At 46.4% G+C, this 25237-nt stretch carries 15 protein-coding genes; 8 read left to right on the top strand and 7 right to left on the bottom strand.

Annotated elements, in window-relative coordinates:
- Positions 1-149: 149 nt before the first annotated feature.
- Entirely contained in the window at positions 150-1520 is a 1371-nt protein-coding gene (locus L5L97_RS10385; RefSeq protein ID WP_263181806.1) for a DUF4397 domain-containing protein, read from the top strand.
- Between the two features lie 249 nt (positions 1521-1769).
- Entirely contained in the window at positions 1770-2891 is a 1122-nt protein-coding gene (locus L5L97_RS10380; RefSeq protein WP_263181805.1) for a sterol desaturase family protein, read from the top strand.
- A 175-nt stretch (positions 2892-3066) separates the two neighbouring features.
- Here L5L97_RS10380 and L5L97_RS10375 read toward each other — a convergent pair whose 3' ends face one another.
- Entirely contained in the window at positions 3067-4506 is a 1440-nt protein-coding gene (locus L5L97_RS10375) for a LysM peptidoglycan-binding domain-containing protein (RefSeq protein WP_263181804.1), read from the bottom strand.
- Positions 4507-4716: 210 nt separating this feature from the next.
- Here L5L97_RS10375 and L5L97_RS10370 point away from each other — a divergent pair, with 210 nt between their 5' ends.
- From L5L97_RS10370 to L5L97_RS10355, 4 genes are all read left to right on the top strand, one after another.
- Positions 4717-6072 (top strand): leucine-rich repeat-containing protein kinase family protein, encoded by a 1356-nt coding sequence (locus L5L97_RS10370; RefSeq protein ID WP_263181803.1) that lies wholly within the window; start codon positions 4717-4719, stop codon positions 6070-6072.
- Positions 6073-6368: 296 nt separating this feature from the next.
- Positions 6369-7583: an efflux RND transporter periplasmic adaptor subunit gene (locus tag L5L97_RS10365; protein ID WP_317629530.1), complete on the top strand. Its 1215-nt coding sequence runs from the start codon at positions 6369-6371 to the stop codon at positions 7581-7583.
- Positions 7583-10654, top strand: a complete 3072-nt coding sequence (locus L5L97_RS10360; RefSeq protein WP_263181802.1) for an efflux RND transporter permease subunit — start codon at positions 7583-7585, stop codon at positions 10652-10654. Before L5L97_RS10365 ends, L5L97_RS10360 begins: the two co-directional genes overlap by 1 nt.
- Positions 10655-10853: 199 nt before the next feature.
- Positions 10854-12671 carry a sel1 repeat family protein gene (locus tag L5L97_RS10355; protein WP_317629529.1) on the top strand — a complete coding sequence of 606 codons (1818 nt, stop codon included), beginning with the start codon at positions 10854-10856 and terminating at the stop codon, positions 12669-12671.
- A gap of 158 nt (positions 12672-12829) precedes the next feature.
- Here the strand turns inward: L5L97_RS10355 and L5L97_RS10350 are convergent, their stop codons facing one another.
- Positions 12830-15946: a M9 family metallopeptidase gene (locus L5L97_RS10350; protein ID WP_263181800.1), complete on the bottom strand. Its 3117-nt coding sequence runs from the start codon at positions 15944-15946 to the stop codon at positions 12830-12832.
- Between the two features lie 409 nt (positions 15947-16355).
- Between L5L97_RS10350 and L5L97_RS10345 the strand changes: the two genes are divergently transcribed.
- On the top strand, positions 16356-17357 hold the full coding sequence (locus L5L97_RS10345; RefSeq protein WP_263181799.1) for an NAD(P)H-quinone oxidoreductase: 1002 nt from the start codon (positions 16356-16358) through the stop codon (positions 17355-17357).
- A 490-nt stretch (positions 17358-17847) separates the two neighbouring features.
- Entirely contained in the window at positions 17848-18252 is a 405-nt protein-coding gene (locus tag L5L97_RS10340) for a hypothetical protein (protein WP_263181798.1), read from the top strand.
- 133 nt (positions 18253-18385) lie between these two features.
- On the opposite strand, the gene L5L97_RS10335 is transcribed toward L5L97_RS10340, so the two are convergent.
- From L5L97_RS10335 to cutA, 5 genes are all read right to left on the bottom strand, one after another.
- Positions 18386-19420, bottom strand: a complete 1035-nt coding sequence (locus L5L97_RS10335) for an aldose epimerase family protein (RefSeq protein ID WP_263181797.1) — start codon at positions 19418-19420, stop codon at positions 18386-18388.
- A gap of 190 nt (positions 19421-19610) precedes the next feature.
- Positions 19611-20756: a galactokinase gene (gene galK, locus L5L97_RS10330; RefSeq protein WP_028761840.1), complete on the bottom strand. Its 1146-nt coding sequence runs from the start codon at positions 20754-20756 to the stop codon at positions 19611-19613.
- A gap of 295 nt (positions 20757-21051) precedes the next feature.
- Positions 21052-22707: a cation:proton antiporter family protein gene (locus L5L97_RS10325; RefSeq protein ID WP_263181796.1), complete on the bottom strand. Its 1656-nt coding sequence runs from the start codon at positions 22705-22707 to the stop codon at positions 21052-21054.
- A 181-nt stretch (positions 22708-22888) separates the two neighbouring features.
- The gene (locus tag L5L97_RS10320; RefSeq protein ID WP_263142059.1) at positions 22889-24724 is read right to left on the bottom strand and encodes a protein-disulfide reductase DsbD; all 1836 of its coding nucleotides are present in this window, start codon (positions 24722-24724) and stop codon (positions 22889-22891) included.
- The gene (gene cutA / locus L5L97_RS10315) at positions 24721-25044 is read right to left on the bottom strand and encodes a divalent-cation tolerance protein CutA (RefSeq protein ID WP_113940010.1); all 324 of its coding nucleotides are present in this window, start codon (positions 25042-25044) and stop codon (positions 24721-24723) included. Before cutA ends, L5L97_RS10320 begins: the two co-directional genes overlap by 4 nt.
- Between the last annotated feature and the right edge of the window lie 193 nt (positions 25045-25237).

Genomic DNA, 25237 nt, shown 5'->3' with positions numbered 1-25237 from the left:
TTGTATCACTTTTTTGTGTGTTATTGAAATGTTTGTTAAGTGTTTTAGTTTGTAAAATATTTGTTTTTGTTTTTAGTGGAAATTGCCATTGTTGTCATTGTATAACTGCGTAGATTGAACTGAATTTTTGTCTGCTAATGAGGGAAACAATGATAAAAAGTAAGCTAAAGGGATTCGCTGCGGTGGCTGTTGCCTGTTTAGCGGTAACGGCATGTGGCTCAGATGATAATAATGAAGAGGGCACAGATCAAAATGCCACCTATGTGCAATTCTATAATGCTTCAGCTGGAAGCACTGCTACTGCACTCAAAGTTGCCGATAAAACCTATGAAAGTGTGATCTATGGGGACACTATGCCGCGATTTACGTCGACGGCTGGCGTAACTGCGATTGAAGTGATGGCTAAGGATGCCTCTGATAAAGATATCTCTATTTATAAAGAAAATATCGATTTGAAAGTTGCAACGGACCATTTCTTTGTATTACATGGTGATTTTACCGAACCTAAATTACTTAATATCAACTATTCTCGCACTGAACTCGATAAGCTCAACGAAGTGGCTGAAAACAGTAAAATGCAGCTCTTGATTGCCAATACTGCTGTACATGCCCAAGCCTTTGACGCTTATGTTTCTAAGTCGACCCAAACCTTTGCCGATGCCGTGATGTTAGGCAGTGTGGCCTACGGTGAAGTGTCGCAGCCGCAAGTGATGGATACGGGTGAATATAAGGTTTACCTCGCACCAGCGGGAACAACCAATGTTTCTTATACAACTGCGAACATTAAATTCAGTTCTAAGGTGCCTTATAAGCTGATTATCCGTGAAGGTTTTGGTGCTTCGGATTCAAAAATCACCTTGGACAGTGTCGATTCAACCACCAATGTTCGTAATCATGTAGCATTAGAAGCGAGTGTCGATTATCGCGTCTTTAACGGTTTAGGTTCGCACATTATCGATGTGAAAGTGGCTAGCAGTAAGCAAGATACTCTGTTTAGCGAAGTGCCATCTTTTGGGGTGACTAGCTATCAAGGTGCTGAGTTTAATGATTTTGGTGTGAGTGTGTTCGACCACGGTACGCAAAATAAATTGCTCGATAATGTGCTTATCACCCTGAACCAAGATGAGATTAAAACCATCTTCATCTATGAGCAAATGACCGAGCAGGGCAGCCAAGTGAAGGCGATGGAGATGAAGCAAACTAAGACGCCAAGTCCCTATAGCTTTAAGTTCGACATTGTGAGTTTTGCCGATAAAAGCAATCTAACCGTGTATTTCTTAAAGGCAAATGACACGATTGAAACGGCTGTAAATAAGATCACCGCGGTCAATCCTGCGAGCCCTCAGTCAGTGACTGTGCCAGCTGGCGAATATTCTATTAAAGTTATCGCTGTGGAAAACGGTACTAAAACCGTTGTCTATGCATCCGATTTAATGGATTTCAGCAATGAAGACAATGTGACTATGGTGCTGAATAAAGATCCTTCTACTAGCTTTGGTTATAACTTGATTAAGATCTAACCGCTAAGGTGAGTGAACGGCTCTAATAAAACAGCGCTACTTAGGTAGCGCTTTTTTTGGGCTGTTTTTGTGTGCTCGTTTTAGTGGGCTTAGTAGATTGAGCATTATTGTCTTAGCATTCACTTTTTATTGATTGTGGCTGCGGGGTTAATGTAGGCTGATCGGCAAAAATTAAGCCGAGCATTGCTGTGGTGTGAATAAGCTGTGGTATGAATAACGTGAGCAATATAGGAAAAGGAGTTCACTGTGATGAATAAAGGATTTAAAGACGGTCATTTCCAAATTGGTGAAGGCAGTATTAGCGGTACTATAGCGTGTATGTTAGCGATATTATCGTTTCTGGGTGTATTGGCGTTTCATTTTCCCGAATATCTCACCACTCCAGAATTACGCCAAAGCTATAATGTCGATGTTATTCGCAGCTTAATATTTGTCGCCTTAGTGGTATCGGGCAGTTTAGGTTTATTGAATTTTATTCGAAATAAAAATAAGCGTTTCGGCTTTGTGGCTTGGGTATTTGTGAGCTTAGCGATTGCCTTTGGTGGTCATCAAGTTGAGGTCGAGCCTTTTGCTAATCATAAGGTCTCACTGGGTTTAGATTGGTTTATTTTAGACTTATTAGGCTCAACCTTAATTTTCATTTTTATCGAGAAATGGCTACCCCATAAACCAGAACAAGCAATATTGAGACCCGAGTGGCAAGGGGATTTAAACCATTTTTTGGTGAATCACTTAGCGATTGGATTTGTATTATTGGTGGCAAACCAATTTGTGCAGTCGACCTTTTCTTGGGCTATTTCCAGCACAGTGCAAAGCTTTATCGCGGGTCTTCCCTTTGTGTTGCAACTGTTGTTGATTTTATTGGTCGCCGATTTAATGCAATATGCGGCGCACCGTGCTTACCATGAGATCCCTTTCCTGTGGCGCTTCCATTCGGTGCACCATAGCGCGAAACATTTAGATTGGTTGGCTGGTTCAAGGCAACATATGTTTGAGTTGATTGCTACCCGTTGTTTAGTGCTCACGCCGATTTTTATCTTAGGATTCTCCAAAGACATCATCAGTATTTATGTGATTATCGTTGGCGTGCAGGCGGTCTTTAATCATGCCAATGTGCAGGTTAACTTTGGCTGGCTACGTTACTTAATTGTCAGTCCGCAATTCCACCATTGGCACCATGCTTCCGATAAGGCGGCAATCGACCGTAACTATGCTGCCCATTTTTCTTTTTTAGATTACCTATTTGGGACTGCAGTTCGAGGTCAGAAAGAGTGGCCAGAGCAATATGGTGTCGTGGGCGATTACATGCCTGTTGGCATGTTTAAGCAGCAATTGTATCCCCTTGGTTTAGCGAAGAAAGACACAAAATAATGGCGTGCAATTAGAATGGTTTGTTTTGGAATGATTGTCCGGGAGTATTGGTTAGGTCAACTGAGTAGTAACGCTGAGCTGTGGCGGTTAACTCTGATATTGGGATAGAAACAAGCCCAACACAGCGCTTTGGAACCGCGCTTTGTTGGGCTTTTTGCCGTTCAAACTACAATCGTTATTCGGAAATTTTCAGTTCTTGGCCTGGCTTAATAATGCTTTTGCCATTGAGCTGGTTCCACTTCATTAAGTCAGCCAGTTTAACCTTATTCTTACGGGCGATTTTATCCAGCGAATCGCCGGATTTTACCTTGTACGTGGCCGCTTTCGTTGCCGGTTTATCGGCCGATGTTGAGTCGGTGGCAGTGCTATTCGCCTTGCTTGATGGCTTACTGCTGGCTTTCTTATCGGCCTTCGCCTTAGTTTTAGTGGGTTCAGGCTCATTATCATTGCCCGCCATTGGCGTTAACAGTGTGAGCTCTTGGCCGATTTTTAGGCGGTCAGATGTCAGATTGTTGGCCTGTTTTAATGCTTTCACTGACATATCAAACTTGGCTGCGATTGTGCCTAGGCTGTCGCCAGATTTGACGATATAGCTTTGGCTGTCATAGCGTTTTTGAGCGTAGAGCTTGTCTTGATTTTCCTGATAATGACCTATGTTTTCCAGCGGTAAGGCGATTTGATATTTGCCTTTGCTGGGGATTACACCTTGGCGAAAGCCTGGGTTATAGGTTTTAAATTCTGCTTTGCTGAGCCCTGCTGCATTAGCAATCTGGCCAATATCTACGCCATTAGGTGCTGGCACTCTTTCCAAGAAAGGGCGGTTAGCAATAGGAGGGACTTTTAAACCGTAGTGGTTGGGATTTCGAATAATCTGAATAAATGCCAGCCACTTAGGGACTGTTTGTACTCGCTTAGCGGGGATACCCAGTGACCAAAAGTCCGTAGGTTTGCCCTTGGCTTTGTTTTTATCAATGGCGGCTTTGATCACTAGCTCACCGGTATTGTAGGCGGCGACGGCGTTGATCCAGTCTTTGTCTAAGGTGTCGTATAGGTGCTGTAGATAGTCGAGCACTGCATCGGTTGAGGCCAGCGCATCTTTACGGCCATCGTAGGCTGAATTCACCGTTAAGCCAAAATTACGTCCAGTAGCAGGGATCATTTGCCACAGTCCTGCGGGGCCGTTAGCTTGTGCTAAAGGGTTATAGCCACTTTCGACTATGGGCAATAACGCCAATTCTAATGGCATGTTACGCGCTTCGAGCTGGCTGACTATGTAATACAAGAATGGCTCGGCGCGATCGCCAACCTGATTCATAAATTTTTGTTTATCATCGAAAAAGTTACGCTGTTTACGTACTTCGGCATCATCATGGACATCAATGGTATTGGCGTGTTGGATCTTTTCCCACACATCGCTGTACTGCTCAATCACTGCGGGTGGTGTTTGATGCTGTTGTGGCGAGTGGTCGTTATCGTTACTGACATCACTTGCTGTGGCATTGAATTCAGTGGTTGATGGGCTTGCTGATGTTGTAGCACAACCGCTCAGTAGGGCCATTAGCATGGCAAGCATAAGCACTGTAAATGAGTGCGTTTGGCGAAAATGTGTCCGCATGATTGTCCTGTGATGAGTTGACTGGGCATTCCATATTGGTGCACATGCTAATCTGTTTTCGAGTTTCTGGATAGCTCCCCCAAGTTTTACCTATAGTATCAAAGTTGTCTTAAGGCCGATTGTGCCGCCCTTTGATTGCAGATCCTGCGTTTAGCTTTGTCGATTTATACGCTACCATAGCCGCGATTTTTCATTAACTTGGGTAGCAAAGTGCAGACGTTAGCGCAGTTAAGAGCAGGGCAGTTACAAGGGATCACGCGTTTACAATTGGTCGAGGAGTTAACCGAGTTTCCACGGGAGATTTTTGACTTAGCCGATACCCTCGAAATCCTCGATTTATCGAATAATCAATTGAATGCTTTGCCCGAGGACCTGTACCTATTATCGCGTTTAAAGATCATCTTTGCTTCTAATAACCGCTTCGAGCATTTACCCGAGGCATTAGGACGCTGCACAAATTTAGAGATGATTGGCTTTAAGGCCAATCAAATTAAAACAGTGACAGCTGCGGCATTACCGCTGCAAACCCGCTGGCTCATCCTAACCGATAACCTCATTGAGACGTTGCCTACGGCCATGGGCGATTTACATCGTCTGCAAAAATTAGCCTTAGCGGGTAACCGTTTAACAGCCTTGCCCGGGTCGATGGCCAATTGCCGCAACTTAGAGTTAGTGCGTTTATCGGCCAATCAACTCCACGCACTGCCAGCTTGGTTACTCAGTTTGCCCAAACTGACTTGGCTCGCCTTTGCGGGAAATCCATTCAGCCATACCTTAGTCGATCCCCACGCCGATGTGGCCACAGTGGCGAATGTGACTCTGGGTGATATCAAGTTGGCTGAGAAGCTTGGCGAAGGGGCTTCTGGGGTCATTTATCGAGGCGATTGGTTGAATCAAGCCATGATAGCCGCGACGGGGTCGGCGCAGATTGCGGTAAAACTCTTTAAGGGTGAAGTGACGAGTGATGGTTATCCCGCTGACGAGTTAGATTGCTGTCTCACAACGGGTGATCATCCCAACCTTATTAAGGTCGTGGCGCACATTAGCCAGCAAGATCAATTGGGTTTAGTGATGGAACTTATTCCGCCAGGGTTTAGTAACTTAGGGCTACCACCAAGTCTTGTCACCTGTACTCGCGATACCTTTAAAGACGGTAGCCAATTTCGCCTTGATGAAGTCGCCAAAATCACACACCAGTTGGCCGATGCAATGGCGCACATGCATGCCAAACAAGTAAGTCATGGTGATGTCTACGCCCATAATATTATGGTTAATCAACAGATGAGCTTATTGTTTGGGGATTTTGGTGCGGCATCAAACTTACGCAATCTATCGACAGCAGAACGCTTAGCGATAGAAGCTATTGAAGTGCGGGCGCTTGGTTGCTTGATTGAAGATCTGTTGGCCTATGTGGATGCATCGGCCGATGTGAGTGCCTCGATTGGCCCTCTGTACTACACACAGTTGAGTGCGATTAAAGACGAGTGCATGCAGTTAGATGTGGCTCAGCGCCCCTGTTTTGCAGATGTGAAAAAGGCCATCGGAGCCCTGTTAAAAGGTAAATAGTGGCTTGCTAACCGGCTGGCTCTACACTTGTTTCAAGTTTGCTGTATTTTATGGTTGTTTGTGTGATTTAAGTGCTCACTATTGAGTTTATCGTTAAGTTATTGTTTTGTTTGGTTGTGTAACCGAGTTTTTACTGGCACTGACTGGGATTAAGCCTATAGGCTGTATACCCAAATAACCTCAAATTGCTTAAACAGGCACTTTGGGGGGACTTGGTATTAGTTTTGGGTTCAATCCGGTTTGCTGTTGTCGGATAGGATGTCCGTTGAATAGTAAGAACGATAGGTTTGCATACTATGTTTACACGAACGCTGTTTATACAAAGAGTAACTGAACGAGCACGCAGTGCATGCGATATGTCATTAAAAAGCCATCCCCATCATCTCCCAAAGGCGCCCTTATTCGCGCCTTTGCCGTTTCTACTGGCGAGTGTTTTCGCTTTAGCCCCTATGGCCGTGATGTCGGCGGACAAGGTTGACATTATCCCTGTGACGGTCGAGGCCGTTAAAGAAACGTCCTTTGCCGATGTAGTGAATGAAGTCGGTAAAATCAACGCTATCGATTCAGCCACACTGAACTTTAATGCTAGCGAAAAAATTAGCGCGATTCATTTTAGTAACGGCGACAAAGTGACTAAAGGCCAAGTGATTGCCGAGCAGGACAACATTAAAGCCAAGGCTGATTTAGACAAAGCCAAGAGCACCTTAGCACTGGCTAAAACTAAGCTGGAGCGTATCGAAGATTTACTGATTAAAGAACCCTTTGCGCTTGCTAAGCAAGATGTGGATGAGCTACGGGAAAATGTGAATCTGGCCGATGCGGATTTTCGCCAGAAACAAGCAACCATGAACGATTACCTGATCAAGGCTCCCTTTGATGGTCAGTTGACCAGCTTTAGTCAGTCTATCGGCAGTCAAATTGGTGCTGGTACGGCCTTAGTCACCCTCTATAGTTTAAATCCGGTCGAAGTGCGTTATGCCATTAGTCAGAAGGATTTAGGCAAGGCGCAAAAGGGCCAAAAGGTGAATGTGACTGTTGAGGCCTATGGTAATAAGGTATTCAAAGGGTTAGTTAACTATGTTGCCCCTGCGGTAGATGAAAGCTCAGGACGGGTTGAAGTGCATGCCGCCCTTGAAAACCCTGAGTTTAAGCTTGCTCCTGGCATGTTCGCCAACATCAAGCAGTTCTATAGTCTAGGGATTAAACGTCTATTAGTGCCGCAAAATTCGATTATTGCCAATAACGATGAACGTTTTGTCTGGCTAGTGCAGGGCGATAGCGTAGTAAAGCAAGTGGTTAAACTCGCTCAAAATACGAATGACGGTTATGCCGTCGTGACTGAAGGTTTAGCCGAAGGCGATTTAGTCGTTAAAACGGGTATGCAAAACCTCAAGTCCGATAGCAAGATCAAAGTCGTGCAGGATAGAAACACTGCAGATAAAGCGGCAACATCAAGCGCTGACAAAGGTGCTGATTCAGGCTCAACTCCAAATATTGAGGTGGCTGAATAATGCGTTTACCCGAAGTCTGTATTCGTCATCCTATCTTCGCCTCCGTACTCAGTATTATGGCTGTGTTACTGGGCTTGATTGCCTTTCAAAAACTCGATATCCAATACTTCCCTGAGCATACCACCCACTCGGCATCTGTAAATGCGTCGATTGCAGGGGCGAGCGCCGATTTTATGTCGAGCAACGTGGCCGATAAGTTGATTGCTGCGGCTTCGGGCATAGATAAAGTCGATACCATGTCGACCGATTGTAGCGAGGGGCGTTGCTCATTAACGATTAAATTCAATGATGACACCAGCGATATTGAATACACCAACTTAATGAACAAGTTGCGTAGCAGCGTCGAAGGGATTAACGATTTCCCCCAGAGCATGATAGATAAGCCCACAGTTACCGACGATACCTCGGCCACGGATTCGGCCAGTAATATCATCACCTTTGTGAACGCGGGTGGCATGGAAAAGCAGGCTATGTACGACTACATTAGCCAGCAGTTAGTACCGCAACTCAAACAAGTTCAAGGCGTTGGTGCCGTTTGGGGGCCCTATGGTGGCTCACAAAAGGCGGTCAGAGTCTGGCTCAATCCTGAACAAATGAAGGCGCTGAATATTAAAGCTGCCGATGTGGTGGGCACGTTAGGCTCCTACAATGCCAGTTTTACCTCGGGCGCGATCAAAGGTAAGTCGCGGGATTTCTCGATTAACCCTTTGAATCAAGTTGAAACGCTTGAAGACGTGAAGGATCTGGTGATTAAGGTCAGCGAGGGTAAGATCATCCGCGTGTCCGATGTCGCCGATGTGGTGATGGGCGAGGAAAGTCTGTCGCCGAGTATGTTGTCTATCGGTGGACATAGTGCAATGTCATTGCAGATTTTACCGCTGAGCAACGCTAACCCCGTGACAGTGGCTTCGAACATTAAAGCCGAAATTGCACGCATGCAAAAACATTTACCCCAAGGCTTAGAAATGAACTTGGCCTACAACCAAGCTGATTTTATTGAAGCCTCCATCGACGAAGGGTTTTCTGCGTTGATTGAAGCAGTGATCTTAGTTTCGCTGATTGTGGTGTTATTTTTGGGTAGCCTGCGGGCGGCATCGATCCCCATTATTACCATTCCCGTGTGCGTGATTGGGGTGTTTGCTGTGATGTCGGCGCTCGGATTTAGTATCAATGTGTTGACTATTCTGGCGATTATTTTGGCCATTGGCCTGGTGGTGGATGATGCCATTGTGGTGGTCGAGAACTGTTATCGCCATATTGAAAACGGTGAAACGCCTTTCAATGCGGCGATTAAAGGCTGTCAGGAGATCATTTTCCCTATCATTGCGATGACGTTAACGCTCGCCGCCGTGTATCTGCCGATCGGATTAATGTCGGGCTTAACCGCCGATCTGTTTCGGCAATTCTCCTTTACCTTAGCAGCGGCCGTAATGATCTCTGGCGTGGTGGCGTTGACTTTGTCGCCTATGATGAGCGCTTATCTTATCAATACCACTGAGCAACACCCTAAATGGTTTAGCCGAGTCGAGAATGCGCTGCAGCAGTTAAATCATTTGTATATCAATGAGCTGAATAAGTGGTTTTTCCGCAAGCGCTTGATGTTTGGCGCGGCTGTGGTTTTGGTGGGTCTTGCGGGTATTGCTTACTGGCAATTACCCAAAATACTCTTGCCTGCGGAGGACTCTGGCTTTATTGATGTGGCGTCTAATGGTCCTACCGGTGTCGGTCGGCAGTATCATCTCAATCACAATGCTGAGCTTAATGGCGTGATGGACGAGCATCCCGCGGTTGGGGCTAACTTGTCCTATATCGAGGGAGAGCCAGTGAACCATGTGCTACTCAAACCTTGGGGTGAGCGCAGTGAGGGTATAGATGATGTGATCAGCGACTTGATTACAACATCAAAGGAAAACGTTTCTGCCTATAACATGTCGTTTAGCATTCGCTCAGCGAATAATCTTAATATTGCCAATAACTTGCGTTTAGAGCTGACGACCTTAGATCGGAATAAGGACGAACTCAGCGAAACCGCCGCCAAAGTGCAAAAATTACTCGAGGATTATCCTGGCCTGAATAACGTGGGCAACTCAGTGCTTAGGGACCAACTACGCTACGATCTGTCTATCGATCGCAACGCCATTATCCTCTCAGGTGTGAGTTATGGTGATGTCACTAATGCACTTTCTACCTTTCTTGGCTCAGTGAAGGCGGCGGACTTACATGCTACCGATGGTTTTACTTATCCTATTCAAGTGCAAGTAAACTTAGACAAATTGAGTGATTTTAAAGTGTTGAATAAGCTGTATGTCACTTCTGAATCTGGGCAAGCACTGCCATTATCGCAATTTGTGTCGATTAAACAGACTACGGCAGAATCTAACATTAAGACGTTTATGGGTCTTGATAGCGCTGAATTGACGGCAGATATTATGCCCGGCTATTCAACTGATGAAATCAAAACCTACTTAGATGAACAATTACCGACATTGCTTAATGATGCCCAAGGCTTTAAATACAATGGCGTGGTAAAGGATCTTATGGATTCGCAGGCGGGCACTCAGTCGCTATTCTTGCTGGCATTGGTGTTTATCTATTTGATTTTGGCTGCGCAGTTCGAAAGTTTTGTCGATCCCTTAATTATCTTACTGACTGTGCCCTTGTGTATTGTCGGTGCGTTATTGACCTTAGCCTTGTTTGGCCAGAGTGTGAATATCTATTCGCAGATTGGTTTATTAACCTTAGTGGGGCTAGTGACTAAACACGGTATCTTGCTGGTGGAGTTTGCCAATAAGCAACAAGACCAAGGTTTGAGTGCGATTGAGGCGGCGCGAAGCAGTGCCAAATCTCGTTTAAGACCGATTCTAATGACGTCTTTAACCATGATTTTAAGTGCGATTCCTTTAGCCTTGGCATCGGGACCGGGCTCGTTAGGGTTAGCTAACATAGGTTTAGTCTTAGTCGGAGGTCTGTTAGCGGGCACTTTCTTCTCGTTATTTGTAGTGCCTGTGGCCTATGTCGCTATGGCTGAATTGAAGGCCAAGGATGTGCTTGCTAGACTGCGAAGTGCTTAAGTTGAGTTTTATGCGCTGGGTTTATCGCCCCTAGGCTGAGAGGCATGGGTTCAACTTGCCTGTAAATACGTTATGATTTAAGCCAACGGCTAAACGCGTTGGCTTAATTTTTTGTCGATAACTTAATGATCTTTGTTGTATTTAAGCGAGTGTTTAAGTGCGAGTGGATTTGCCTCATCAGCGACGGAGAGCTGGCATTATGAGTTTGTTACATTGCTTTCATAGGGCTTTTTTATATTTGGTTTGCTCGGCTGGATTGATGTTTGCCTCTCCCGTCATGGCCTCTTTTTGGGATTCTTTATTTCGTAGTGAGTTGCCCGTCGATCAAGTGACTGCACCTGTAGACAGTCCGCGTTTCGAGTTCGTCGGTGTATTACCTGCTAATACGCAATTAGAACTTGTCGGTTATTACGTTTCATCTGTTTGCACCCGAAAGGAAATCCGTTTTCCCAGTGGTGATATTGCTAATCCTTACCGCGCGACATTCGAAGAAACCTCAGTGCTGCGGCAAGTGATTAGCAGTGGTAGCAAAGCGAGTGAGTTTTCGCTGCCCTTAGCTTTAAATGGTGGCGGCGATTGTCAGTGGCGGCTTGAGGATTTAATGCTCGATGTGACAATACTGCCGAACCATCCGTTGTGGCAAAGGGCTAAAACACTTAAACAACAATACCTTGCTAAGTTGCAGCGCACTTCTGTTGTGGATGCAGCACAAGTTGCTAGCCAAACGACGTTGCCGACTCAAGTGTCACCCCACGATGATTTTTATTTAATTCATGAACTTAATATCGATCCTATTCATGCGGGTAGCGAGGCGGATAATTCGTTGCTTGCGACTACGCCTTTATCTTTAGCGCCAGTTTACTATCCAGTATTTATTCATTCTCCTAAGGAAGACAAACCCTTCGAGGCTAGGCTGAAAAGCAGTTTGCAGCAAATTTCTAGCCTATGGGCTAGTCCTTATACTCAAGCGGTTCGTCGCGGTGATGAGGCTGTGATGAAGGTGAATTTTAATCCACAGATTGCCGAACAGTATGAGGTCAATGTTTGGTATCAGCCTGATACGGTTGAGGTGAATTATCCCGATGGTACTCAATATACTTATGCTAACGGTGATGTGGAATTGTATGCCTATGGTAAACCTGAATCACAAATCAATACCTTAGCTCAGAGTTCAAAGGCTGCTGATAAACGATTGTTAGCACGTATCTATGAGCTTGGGCACGCCTTACCCAAGGATAAAATTAAGGCACAGAAATATTACCGTGAAGCCGCTGAAGCTGGCGATATTGAGGCGCTGCATTGGATGCGAGATCAAGCGGGTTACGCGGGGCGTGCCGATGAGAAGATCTATTGGCTGGAGCGCGCCGCGAGCTTTGGCGATAACGCGGCAAAGCTTGAGTTAATCCGTTTACCTTTATCGGTTATCGAGCGTGGCTTGGTTAATACAGGTGCGGATAAGGTTCGTGAAACGCAAGCATGGCAGCAGTTAAATCAGCTAGTTGACCAAGGGTTGCCGGAGGCAAGAAGTCTGATGGCGTTTTATCAAGTGTTATCTTGCTCCCCTTACTTTAATGCCACAACGGCATTGGAAAATTATCGCCTGAGTGTGAAGGCTAAGCCTGAACTGGCCCATGCGGCGGCGAGCGATTACTACTATTTGGCGGATAATTTTGCTGCGGGTAAGGAATTTTGGCAGATTGCCGCCGAGCGGGATCTCTATGCCGCAGCCGAACTTGCCAATATCCTGTTATCGGAAACCCATCGGGATGCGATTAACGCGCGCTACTGGTTAGCAAGAGTGACGAAGCTGGGTGCCAAGCAAGGTTTGCAGGCGGACATTTTAGGCAATGCATACTTCCAGCTAGCAACCCTGTTAGATAAAGGCGAGGGTGGACCGGTCGATGCTAAAGCAGCGTTAACGCTTTATCAGCAGAGCATTGAAATGGCAGAGCGGTTTTCAAACGACTATGCAGCAAGGGCCAAGGAGAGAGTGCAAGTGCTCGAAGGGATGCGCTAATAACGTATTGTCGCTAAAGACTCTATGACGTCAGTGTCGCTTATTCAGCTTATCTTCAATAAAAATCCCTGCCGAAGCAGGGATTTTGCTATTTATTCAAATGCTTGATTTATGCGTAATGGCTAAAACTGCTTACTTAAGCGATGTGAGTCATCAAACTAGCGTAAATCAACCTGCAGTGCGACTCCCGCACTCTGGGGCTCACTTTGCACTGTGATGTAATACCACCCCACGTTTGGTGCATTGACTGTGATGCTTTCCCGCGTATTGGCGGGTGTTACAGAGGCTGCATCGAAGTGTTGAGCATTCGCCCAAGTCGTCCCCGAAAACAGGCTAACATCACCACTGCCGTGGGCGGAGTTGATGCTTAGCTGATTCGTTCCCTCTGGTACCCAAAGGTAATAATCGTTGCGCCCATCGGCGGTGCAAATGGCTTTGCCAGCACTGAGCTCACCATAACTTAAAGGTGATTGCGTCGCGCAGGCGTTGGCAATGAGCACTGGATCGGGTGTGTTACTCGTGCCTGTGCTTAAGGTCAGTGTTACGCCGCTAAACTCAGTGGCAGTATCAATCGTGATATAACGCCAGCCACGATTGGCGCTGAAGCTAAGCGATTCTTGATTTCCTGCTTTAGCGCTCTTTGCATCGGCATTATCTGCATCGGCCCACTGACTGGCATTGAAGTAAATATTGGCATCCCCAACGCCGCCCTTAGTGGTGACAGTGAACTGGGTATTATCTTCCTCAACCCAGAAGTAGAAGCTGTTACGCCCGCCACTGATGCACTCATTTTTGCCTAGGGTGAGCTTACCGTAATCTAAGGTCGCTGCGCCGCAATTGGCTGGTGGCTCAGGATCCACGCCGCCATCCCCCAGATCGGGGTCGATATCAGCAAATAGCTCAGTGGTGCTGACTTGCATATCGACACCACCAAAGTCCCCCGATAAGGTAATGTAGTGCCAATACTCGTCAGGGTTTAACTGCACCTTAATCACTTGATAATTACCATTACCGATACCAGCCCCTTGGTTTTGCTCAGGGCTTGCCCAGCCTCTAGAATCGAAATAAATGTCGGCATCCCCCCAACCGCCGCCAATCTTGATCCAAAGCTCTTGGGCTGTGCGATCGGTATTGGTGAAGCTGAAACTGGCGCGGCCGAGTTTTGAATCGATACATTCCATCGGCACATCAATTTTCAGGCTGGCCGATTCTGTGTAACGGTAGGCTTCGTTAGTCACTTGGCAAGGCGAGTAATCCTTACTGATAGTGCCTGCTGGTCCTGCCCAGTTGCCTTCGCGGCCACTGGGCTCAGCGTCGACATCACTCGGGCCCTTATCGACTATGCCATCGTCAGCCGTGCTTAAACCACTGGCGAGCCAACCCTGCCATTCGTTATCGTAACGTGTGCCGATATTATCCATAAAGGCTTGATATTCTGCATATTGATCGTTGCGTAGGTAGGCTAGAATCTGTCTCACATCGTCCCTGTGGTGTTCAAACATGAAACGCACCGCCAGATAGCCCCAGCGATAGATGCGGTCTTGGCCAGATTCATAGTTGTTTTTGAAGATGGTCGATAACATATACTCACCGGTTTCGCCCATGGCAATTGCCGCAGGGTTTGCGTCACGGTAAGAGATGTATTCCGCGAGGCCTTCAATCCACCAAATGGTATTGGCTGAAGTGCCACGACTAAAGTCACCAAACAGGTTATAGCGTCCATCGAGGTAGTGTACGTATTCGTGTTGCAGGTTCCAGACATGGAAATCTGGCGTGCGCCATTCGGCTTCATAGGCGATAAAACGTGCCTGATTTTTGAGTCCAGCGGGCGAACCTTCTAAATACATGCCGCCATTGTCGGTACTGATACCAAAGATACTGTTGGCTAAGGATTTATACTCAGACGAACTGCCGAAGATCACTAGCTCTAAGTCATCGTTGTTATCCTGCCCCACGGGTTGTATGCCCGTTTCGAGTTTACTGTGGAAATAACTTTCTTGGCTGGTCAGCACATCACAGGCCCATTTGGCTTGATCTTGATAGAGATCTTGGGCGCGGATCTTGAGGCTGTCGGAGCATTTCCAATTAAAAGGTAAGGCATCGGCTTCTAACTGCGCCTTAAAACCACAGATATTGTAATCGTTACAATGGCTGCGATCGTAATAGTCGGCCATTTCAGCCGCCGCGTACCAAAGCACTTTGCTCGGTTCGGTTTTGCTGGTGCTGCTGAGGATGTTTTTGACCAGCTGGGTCACTCGCGGGCGCATGGCGTCAATGTAATACAGCCTAGATAACTCTTTAACTGAGTTGACCAAAAGATACTCTGCATTGGTGCCTAATAAGTCGCGATGTTCGAGTTGGAAGTTATTCAGCGCATCTAAAATCCCTTGATCACGCGCGAACAGCGCCTGCATTTCATCATTCCACTGGGTGCGGAATAAGGTGGTAAACACTGAGTTTGCTGCGGCGTTCATGGCGAAACTGGCTTGCCAGTTAGCGTCGTAGTCCGTAAGCACTTTGATAGTGACATGATTAAACTCGGCGCCGAGCTCGGCTGAGTCAATCAGGATTAAGGCTTCTTTCAACACGCCAGCATTAGCATCGGAGACAGTCCAAATCGCAGCGTTCGCAAATAACGCATTAAGGGCAGATTTTAAGCTGACCTTAGCAGCATTGCTGTAAGCGGGTACATCATTTGGGCTGTAAAACTGCACATAAAGGGCCGCGCGGATAAAGTAAATATGGGACTCAAGATGCTGAATATCGACCCCAGTGTAGTCCTTTGCTTTAGTGGCAATGGCGTTGGCGACACTGATCACATTGGCCTCGCTAAATAGTGCGGTCGCGCTACTGCCTTTGAGACTATAGAGCTTACCGACACATTCGGGCGTAGATTGGCTCAGTTCATTGACTAGTGCCTGACCTGATTTCCCAACAAAGTCACTGCAGTCGCTGACTTGCATCGCGGCGCTACGATTCTGCAACTTAAGTGGAGGTTGCTCCGAGACCTCTATCTGACGTTTCTGGCGTGAATGAATCTTAGGCTGCTCTGTCATCGTCGGATCATTGGGGGATGCCATCAATGGCGTCTCCCGTAGCAGTGGTCTATGTGATTCAATTAAGCTAATCGGTGCAGAGGGTGGTGGCGGGACGGGTTGAGCTGGTGAACTGTTTGGTGTGTTGTTGCCTAATGGGGGGCTTGCATGAGTGTTATGGGCAAGAACGGGAGTTGCAATCGCTAAGCTAATTGCTGCGAAGAGTAGTGTGTTTTTCATTGTGTATCCGTAGTTATCTAGTCTGCAAAGCAGATCTTCCTTGGGCGTTATTTGATGTATTTAACACAGACTTGCATCAAACCTCATTGGATTATTTGCGTGATAACAATAGCGCGACAAACATCGCAGCCAGCAAATAATGCATCAGAATAATGGCTGTAAGTTTTTAATATATCTAGTATTTGTCATAATATTTTTTTGATACATCTTTTCTGTTCAGCTTAGGTTCAGCTTTCAGTTCAAATGGTTAACGTCAGCCGCTTGATTTAGTGCGATGGCATATAGAATGGAATAACTGTGGCTATTTGGCTTGAAATTGCGCTAGCTTAGCCGCATTAAGGTTTAGCAAACGAACCGTTTAAGCATAGCAATCTGCTATTAGGTTGGTGCCATTCTCACAGGAGCTTTTATGTCAGCTTTACCAAGCGAGTACACTCATATTCATGTTGAGCAACCTGGGGCGCCCGAGGTGATGCGGCTATCGCGCTCGCCTTTGCCTGTCCCTGCGGCGGGGCAAGTGTTGATCCGCGTACATGCAGCAGGAGTGAATGGCCCCGATGTTAAACAAAGGGTGGGCGCGTATCCACCGCCACCGGGTGCATCACCGATTATTGGTCTTGAGGTTGCTGGGGATATTTGTGTCCTCGGTGACGGCGTGAGCCAATGGCAAGTTGGCGATAAGGTATGCGCCTTAGTGCCGGGCGGTGGTTATGGCGAGTATGCACTGACCTATGCGGCCCATTGTTTGCCGATCCCGACGGGCTTTAGTTATGTGCAGGCGGCTGCGCTGCCAGAAACCTTCTTCACCGTATGGGGTAACCTGTTTATGCGTGCGGGACTCAAAGCGGGCGAGACGGTACTGATCCACGGTGGCTCAGGTGGCATTGGTAGTACGGCTATTCAGTTGGCCAGTGCACTGGGTTCAAAAGTAATAGCGACTACGGGACAGGATGAGAAACGCGATTATTGCTTGAGCCTTGGCGCCGCTGAAGTCATCAACTATCGTACTCAAAACTTTGTTGAACCTGTGATGGCACTCACTCAAGATAAGGGCGTAAACGTGGTATTTGATATCGCGGGTGGTGATTTTATCAATCTCGACTTACAAGCCTTAGCGATGGACGGGCGTATGGTGTCGGTAGCTATGCAACGGGGGCCTAAGGCCGAGGTCGAGATTTTCCGCCTGATGGCAAAACGTATCATGTGGACAGGGTCGACCCTAAGACCGCAGAGCGTGGAGGCCAAAGCCGCCATTGCTGCTGAATTATTGGAGAAAGTTTGGCCGTTGTTAAACGCCCATAAAATTGTCCCCAATATTTTTGCAACCTTTCCATTAGCACAGGCCGCTAAAGCCCATGCTTTGATGGAGTCGGGTGAGCACAGGGGCAAAGTAATACTGACTGTCATTTGAGCTAGGCATACTGGATTTTGCAGCGACATATTTGCTTTAAGTCGCTGCTATTCGAGTCAATCTAGAAGACATTCTGACATCATAGTGGCTTAGTCATTGTTCGGTAAATATGAGTTTGTAGCGCTGTCATTAAATCCTCATGGATAACCTTGATGGTTAACTTTACAGCAACCTCGAATTGTTAACGTTGATGACTCATCAAACACCATAGATATGATTGCTTTTTCTTGGGAATAAAACTTGCCGCGTCGATTTTTTAGACTAAAGTCGTTAATGATTAAACTTTTTGGGTACTTTGGCAGAAATTAATTCGTAATTAGTGAAAATTTCATGGTATGAGGCATTGATTATCGGAAATATTCTGTAAAAATACCCAGTTGAAAACGTCAGAGACTTTCAGGCGCTATTCGTGGATCAAAGCAAGCGATGCTTCGCTTATTCAGGCTAAAAAACTCATGGTGTATGTGTTGATTTAAGGGTATTAGCATATATGTATAACACAGCAAAGAAACAGGTTTGGTATGGTGAGCTGAGAACATCGAAAGGCAACGCGATTGTCGTCCATGACAACCAGCTGCCCGATGCCTCCCCAGGACGTATCTACCTATACAATACCGATCGCGATGCGATCATTGAGTATGTGGAAGATATAGTCAAAGTGAACCTATACGACTTAGATGAGGCTGCGTTAAAAGCTGCTGAGGCTAAGTTTGGTGGTGCATGGAAGGCGGCAAGATCTCAATTTATGAGTAAACATCAAGCTCGCATTGACTTGAACAACGTGAAGGAAAGTGCGCCTGTACGTAAGGCGAAGCCTGAAGTTGAACCAGAAGTCGAATCTGATGCCGTTGGCGTGGATTTTGACGATGATTGGGGCGATGATTTTGATGATTAACACAGTGTCGGCCTAAGGGCTAACACTGTGAGTGTAAGGAATAAAGTAGTGTTTATTTTATTCCTTATCGCTTTATTTATTCCCTTCTGCTAAACCGCGCTTTCCTCGTTTTCTCAATTTTTATTGCGAATGGCTACGCATCGGCATCGAACTGATAACGACTGATGTGGTGATAAACCTTGCCTGGCATTAACCAAACGTTATCACCAAAGCGCTCGCCTTGGTTCGGTGAGTCTGGCAGCATTTGCGGCTCTAAACACACAGCATGATGTTGATTTAATACCTGTTGATTGCGACCTACAGTGCCATTTAAAAAATTAGCACAGTACAGCTGCACACTCGGTTGATTAGTATAAACCGTCATAGCGCGACCGCTGATGGGACTGCTTAAACAGCCAAAACGGGCGAGTGAGCCATCGGGATTATTCATCATATAACAGTGATCATAACCGCGAGTGCTTGCGAGTTCAGCGGCATGCAGCTTATCACCTAAGCGTATTGGTTGACTTAAATCGAAAATCGACCCAGTTGTATCGGCAATCCCAGTGGGAACACTGACATCGTTCATGGTCAGATAGCGCTTGGCATCGATTTGCATCAGATGCTTATGATTGGTCTCTGTGCCATCGAGGTTGAAATAACTGTGTTGGGTGAGGCTTACGGGACAGGCTTTATCGACGGAGGCTAAGATTTCTACGTACAAATTATTGCCTGCGAGGCGGTAATCCAGCTGAACTGTGCAATTACCGGGGAAACCCATGTCGCCATCTGGGCTCATTAAGGTCAAACGCACACCATCGGGGAGTTGACCTAGTTGCCAGTTTTTACGATTAAAACCCTCACGGCCGCCGTGCAAACAGTTAGTCGCTTGGTTTACATCTAATTGATAATCATGACCTTGATAGTGCATTTTGCCGTTAGCGATGCGATTTGCAAAGCGGCCTGCAATGGCACCTAAATGAGCCGATTGGGTCAAGTAATCTTCGGCGCTATCACAACCTAAGACGATATTGGCACGTTCGCCGTGTTTATCAGGAGTCCACAGAGCGCGGATAATACCGCCTAAGCTGATGACTTCTAATGCGAGTATGCCATTGTCGATCCGAACCCGTTCGATTTCACCGCCGCGGGGATCGGTCCAAGGATCCAAAACACTGAAACGTACCATTTAGCTTCCCTCTGTGTTGAATATGCTCACTGCTTATTGTGTTAAATGAGTATGTTAACCCTATTATTTGCCATCAACAGCATAAAGTTCAGCGATGAATTCGTATGCTATCGACGGCGTAGTCACTCAATTTGGTTGTCTTTGATTTAAGTGCGGCTAAGTGCTTGTTCTAGCCAATTGCTTGTTCTGGCTAGTTATCGATGCGACCCGCGCCAGCGCTGGCGGAACATAAATACACTGTGGCATCGATGGCGGTTTTTTCGAAGAATTCATGTTCAACGGCGGCAACAACAGCGTCCGTCAGTTCATGGTCGACTAAGGCGACCACGCAGCCGTCGGTCATGCGGATGCCACCACGTTCGCCGATCACTTGGCTAACAATTTCAACTAAAGTATCAAATTCGGGCAGTGTGACTTCAAAATCATCACGCAGAGAAGCATGGGATTCTGCCATTAAACGACTGAATTTTTGGATGTTATTTTGCTCTAGGGCGCGGGCAGCATTTTGAGTTCTTTGGTTCTCAGTGACGACGTGTTTCGCTCGGCGGTATAGCACTTCATCTAAATCGGCCTTTGCACTTTCTAGCTGGCGTAAATCGAGGTGACGCAGTGCATCTAAGCCAAAGTACTCTGCCGCTTGTGCACACTCAGTGCGACGTTGCTCATTGGTCGCGGCTAAGCGTTGTTTCTCGATATGGGCATCTATGATAATAAGGCTTAGGTTTTCTGGAATGGGAATGGCTTCGCTATCGAGATCTAAGCAGTCAATCAGGAGTGCATGGTCTTGCTCACCCATGGCGCTGCACATTTGATCCATGATGCCACAGGCCGACTCAACATACCTGTGTTCGCCGCGCTGTGCGAGTTGCGCCACTGCCATTGGGGATAAATGCAGTTGGCTGGTATCACTAATGGCTGTACCGAAGGCGACAACGAGTGCGCCCGAAGATGAAAGACCTGCAGCAAGTGGCACATCGCCCACAATGGCTAAGTCTAAGCCCTTGGCTAATAAGCCAGTTTGCGCCATAGCTGCAGTAAAACCTTTGAGGTAATTCACCCAGCCATCTTGCGGGTCCATGTCGTTTTCTTGGCCGAAAACCCACTCTTTAATTTGTCCGGGAAACGCATCGGCGACGGCTCGAAACTTAGTATCGTCACGGCGTTTTACTGCAATCACTGTATGAAAATTAATGGCTGCCGGGAGTACAAAACCGTCGTTGTAATCCGTGTATTCACCGATCAGATTGACGCGCCCTGGGGCTTGATATAAATCATCGGCTTTAGTGCCAAAGGTTTGGACAAATAACTTAGTGGCGCGTTGCGCAGGGTTTGACATGCTGTAAAAAATTCCAAAAAAGCTGAGCTAATTTCGTTACCGTCATCGATTTATATCACGACTGAGTCAGTGATGTAACTGAGATTTTTTGCTGAAATGGCAATAGGCTGCAATGAGTAAATTGATACTGGGATGAGGAGGCAAAATAGCGTATTGAGTGTTTTATCTAGTTAATTGATTTGTAAAGATTAGTCAGCATTTAGTTGGATGCCGCACAAACTAGCAGAGGATGTTACTGCTCGTTTGTGCGACCTGTTATGGCGTGATTTTAATTTAATGCAGCATTAGCAGGCACTTAACTACGTGGCTCCGCATTAAGTTTAGGATCAGGCACTTGTACAGTATCTTCCGCTTGAACTGTGTTTTTCTCCGAGTTTTGCAATAGCTCGTAAATCACATGATCCACAAAACCGGCACCTGCGGCTTCGTACAGGTTGTACACACTGTGTACCCCCGATTCTCGAAGCGCCGCGGCATCATCACTGTACTGCACAATTGCACTGATTTTGCCTTGATAATTCAGTTTTTTGAGTTGCTCAACTGCAAACATATTTCCCGCGTGGTGCGGCATGGCTAGCAGTACCAGTTCAAGATTAGGTGCTCTGTCGAGTTTTTCCCAAAAGTCGGTATCTGATGCGTCACCTTGCACTACATTGCGACCCTTTGTTTTATGTAAGTCGACTAAGTCTTGCTTGTGTTCAATACCGAGAATTTCCCCATCAAATTGTTCCCTGAGTTCATCATAGGCACCGCTACCAATACGGCCCATGCCTAAGATTAAAAAGCGTGGATTGCCAATGGCGATGGGTCTATCTTCTGGGTGTAACGGGCGTTTTTCTAGCTTGATTAAACGCTGCTGGAATCGCTGGTAGATATTACCGACGGTGGCGTTAAGTGGCGCGGCGAGTAAAAAACTAAAGCTTAATGCCACGGCGATGATCACTAGCCACTCAGGAGGTAACCAACCTTTATAGGTGGCTACTGCGGCGACGATCAAACCGAATTCACTGAAGTTACCTAGGTTAAATGAGCCCAACATAGAAGTACGCGAACGCAGCTTAAAGCGGGTAAGAATGTAAACAAACAGCAGAATTTTGAGTGGCACTAACAACACCAATAGCGCCGCGAGGACGATATCCGATACCGTAGGTAAGCCATTGAGTCCTATGGTTAAGAAGAAGGCAACGAGGAAGAGTTCTTTAAAATAGAACAGGGATTTTGCCAGCTCGGAGGACTTTTTGTGGCCCGCCAACAAGATACCGATAATCAGTGCGCCGAGATCGGGTTTTAAACCAACAGATTCAAATAACCAAGCGCCAACCACGAGTGCCATAACTAGGCCGAAAAGGACTAAGAGTTCACCGTGGCCGACACGGTCGAACGCTTTATAGATGAGCGGTTTAGCCAGTGGCAGTAAGAGTAATGCAAAGGCCCATACCGAAGGTACATCGCCTTTAGAAATGGTTAAAAACAGTACGGCGAAGATATCCTGCATAATCAAGATACCAATAGCGACCCGGCCGTAGAGGGATTGCACGTCGCCTTTATCTTCTAACACTTTGACCACAAATACGGTGCTGGAGAAGCTTAATGCGAAGGCAATTAACGTCAGTTGTTCTAGGTTCAGACTCGTGAGTTGGCTTAAGCCCAGTAAGCCGAAGAGTTTCAGAATCGGCACAAAAATCACGATCGAGAGCACTAAGTGCACACTCGAACCCGCCCATACTTCGGCCTTGAACAGGCTACGAATATCGAGTTTTAACCCTATGGCGAACAACAGTAAAGTGACGCCTAGGCTGGCGAGTTCTTGCAGTAATGGCAGGCTTTCTTTATCTATTCCTAAGATGAACAGTACAAAGCCTGCCACTAAGTAGCCGATGAGCGGAGGGAGTCCTATACGGCTGACGAGCATGCCGCAGATGAGTGTAATAATGAGGATGCCTGGTTCCATGATGCTCCAATCTAAAAAGTCTAAAATTGTAAGTGATTGTATAAGAAATCTATGACACTTGGATAAAAAAGCGGACTTTTAATGAAAAAAGTCCGCTTTTTATTGGTGTTGCGGTAAATACACTTGGCTGTTAAAACTCGCGTGAACTAAATCACTCCGCTGGTCTAAGCCTAAATCGTTACTATTTCACGAGATGATCTAAATGGGTGGCAAAATCTTTGGGGCCCATAAAACCAGTCACGCGTAAATCTTCCCTTTGCTCACCTTGTTCATTAAACATCAACAGCGTAGGCAAACCGAGCACATTGTATTTTTCGAGTAAGGCCACATCGACCTTGTCACTTTTAGTCACATCCGCTTGTAGCAGCACGATTTTATTCATGCGGGCTAACACGTTGGCATCTTTAAAGGTGATGGCTTCGAACTCTTTACAGGCAACACACCAATCGGCGTACAGATCGAGCATCACAGGCTTACCTTGGGCGGTAGCGGCTGCAATTTCTTGCTCAAGATCTTCAATCGATTTAATCCGTTTAAAGCCATGGACTTCTTCGGTCGTCGCCGCAGTGCCTACGGAATTGTTATTAAAACCAAAGTGTCCCATCACAGCTTGGAATCCGTAGGAGAAGCTCGCCAGTAGCGCCAGCGTTAATAGGACTGAACGTACAGTTTGTTTCCAGTTAAATTCACTGAGTTTGTTCTGATGCATCAAGTAGCCGGTGAAGCTTACGCCCCACAGTGACCAAAGCACATCGGATACTACTCCTGTCCAAATACGGCCAAGCATCACGATAGATACAGCGATCAGCAGGAAGCCGAAGATAGTCTTGATGATGTCCATCCAAGCGCCGGCTCTCGGTAATAATTTACCGCCTGAGGTGCCGATAATCAGTAGAGGTAATCCCATACCCATACTGAGTACATACAGGGCTAAGAAACCTTGGAGTAGGTCGCCGGTTTGGGCCACATAAACGAGTGCACCCGACAGCGGCGCGGTAGTACAAGGTGATGCGACAAGGCCAGAAATCACGCCCATCAAGAACACGCCAACTAAGTTGCCGCCTTTTTGATTATTCGAGACTGAGTTCATCTTCTCCTGCCAGCTCGATGGCAGTTTCAAATCGTATAGGCCAAACATAGATAAGCTGAGCACAAAGAACAAAATCGCGAGTACGACTAATACGGCAGGATGTTGTAATGCCGCTTGGTATTTTAGTCCCGCCGATGCGACCACTAACCCTAAGATAGAGTAAGTGATTGCCATGCCTTGGACGTAAGCCATGGACAAGGTAAAGGCTTTTGCGGTTGAGAGCTTTTGCCCTTGGCCGACAATAATACCCGACAAAATCGGATACATAGGGAATACGCAGGGCGTTAATGCCAGACCGACACCTAGACCAAAGAAGATCACTAAAGTCCAAATTAAGCTGTCGTTCGACAGCATTTGGCTCAGGGTATCTTGCTGAGTAATGGGTTGCGTATTGGTTTTATCGGCAGTGCTTGGCTCAGTGCTGGTTTGCTCAGTCGTCGTGGTTGATTCGGCGCCTGCAATTAATCCATCGTTGGCTGCAATCGCCTTTAAAACGACTTCATGCTTGGTCGGTGGATAACACAATTTACCTTCGGCACAACCCATAAAGGTCACTGTGAGCGTGGCATTTTCATCGGCCTGTTTTAAACCAACGGGAATATCGACATAGGTATAATAGACTTCTTGCTTACCAAAATACTCATCTTCATGGGGCTTTCCCTTTGGTAGAGCGACCGTGCCTAACTCGGCACCATTGACGCTAAATTTAAGCTTGTCGCGGTACATATAGTAACCGTCGGCAATCACCCAATTGAGTTTGACCTGATTACCTTCTTGCTTGGAATCGAAGACAAATGCTTGATCGACAGGCATCAATTCAGGCTCACCCTTCATGAAGTCGAATTTGTTACCGAAAACCCCTTCACTATGAGCTAAGGGCGCAAGAAGCAATAAAGAAGTGAAAATAAGGCTGAGTAGTTTTTTCATGGCTGAGTGTTGTCTTTTATCCAATCTAAGTAGGCTGGTAGCCCGTGGGTCACAGGCACGGCAATAATTTCGGGTACTTGATAAGGGTGAAGCCTAAGCACAAGTTGTTCTAACTCTGTATATCGACTTTGTAAACATTTAATCTGTAAGCTAAATTCTTGCTCTTCACAGATTTTTCCTTCCCAAGCATAAATTGAACGTATCGGGGCGGAAATCTGAACACAAGCGGCAATACGCGACTCAATTAAAGCTCGGGCCAAAGTATTGGCTTGTACTTCATCGGGGCAGGTAGTGCTAACCACTAAATACTGATGCTGCATAGTGTTAGGTATCGTCTCTTAAGAATCTTAAAGTTCGCTTAAGCCAACTTCGTTAGGCTACTTTACGTGTTTTAATGGTCTCATACATTAGCGGGTTAACAAAAGGGTGAGCTAAATATCAGTGTTTTGCTCCCTTACTTGGTCCTAATGGTTATCCTGACTTGAATTAAGACCGGATAACCCCCATTTAGTT

This window comes from Shewanella sp. SM71, assembly GCF_025653905.1.
Lineage (GTDB): Bacteria > Pseudomonadota > Gammaproteobacteria > Enterobacterales > Shewanellaceae > Shewanella > Shewanella oncorhynchi.
Note: the sequence above shows the minus strand (reverse complement) of the source record. Positions and strands in the feature narration are given on the sequence as shown.

Bases quoted from the DNA above. Each gene is read 5' to 3' on its own strand.
- L5L97_RS10365 (WP_317629530.1), top strand. From the start codon at position 6,369: ATGTTTACACGAACGCTGTTTATACAAAGAGTAACTGAACGAGCACGC.
- L5L97_RS10375 (WP_263181804.1), bottom strand. From the start codon at position 4,506: ATGCGGACACATTTTCGCCAAACGCACTCATTTACAGTGCTTATGCTT.
- galK (WP_028761840.1), bottom strand. From the start codon at position 20,756: ATGTCAAACCCTGCGCAACGCGCCACTAAGTTATTTGTCCAAACCTTT.
- L5L97_RS10355 (WP_317629529.1), top strand. From the start codon at position 10,854: ATGAGTTTGTTACATTGCTTTCATAGGGCTTTTTTATATTTGGTTTGC.
- L5L97_RS10380 (WP_263181805.1), top strand. From the start codon at position 1,770: ATGAATAAAGGATTTAAAGACGGTCATTTCCAAATTGGTGAAGGCAGT.
- L5L97_RS10350 (WP_263181800.1), bottom strand. From the start codon at position 15,946: ATGAAAAACACACTACTCTTCGCAGCAATTAGCTTAGCGATTGCAACT.
- L5L97_RS10335 (WP_263181797.1), bottom strand. From the start codon at position 19,420: ATGGTACGTTTCAGTGTTTTGGATCCTTGGACCGATCCCCGCGGCGGT.
- cutA (WP_113940010.1), bottom strand. From the start codon at position 25,044: ATGCAGCATCAGTATTTAGTGGTTAGCACTACCTGCCCCGATGAAGTA.
- L5L97_RS10345 (WP_263181799.1), top strand. From the start codon at position 16,356: ATGTCAGCTTTACCAAGCGAGTACACTCATATTCATGTTGAGCAACCT.
- L5L97_RS10385 (WP_263181806.1), top strand. From the start codon at position 150: ATGATAAAAAGTAAGCTAAAGGGATTCGCTGCGGTGGCTGTTGCCTGT.
- L5L97_RS10320 (WP_263142059.1), bottom strand. From the start codon at position 24,724: ATGAAAAAACTACTCAGCCTTATTTTCACTTCTTTATTGCTTCTTGCG.
- L5L97_RS10340 (WP_263181798.1), top strand. From the start codon at position 17,848: ATGTATAACACAGCAAAGAAACAGGTTTGGTATGGTGAGCTGAGAACA.
- L5L97_RS10325 (WP_263181796.1), bottom strand. From the start codon at position 22,707: ATGGAACCAGGCATCCTCATTATTACACTCATCTGCGGCATGCTCGTC.
- L5L97_RS10360 (WP_263181802.1), top strand. From the start codon at position 7,583: ATGCGTTTACCCGAAGTCTGTATTCGTCATCCTATCTTCGCCTCCGTA.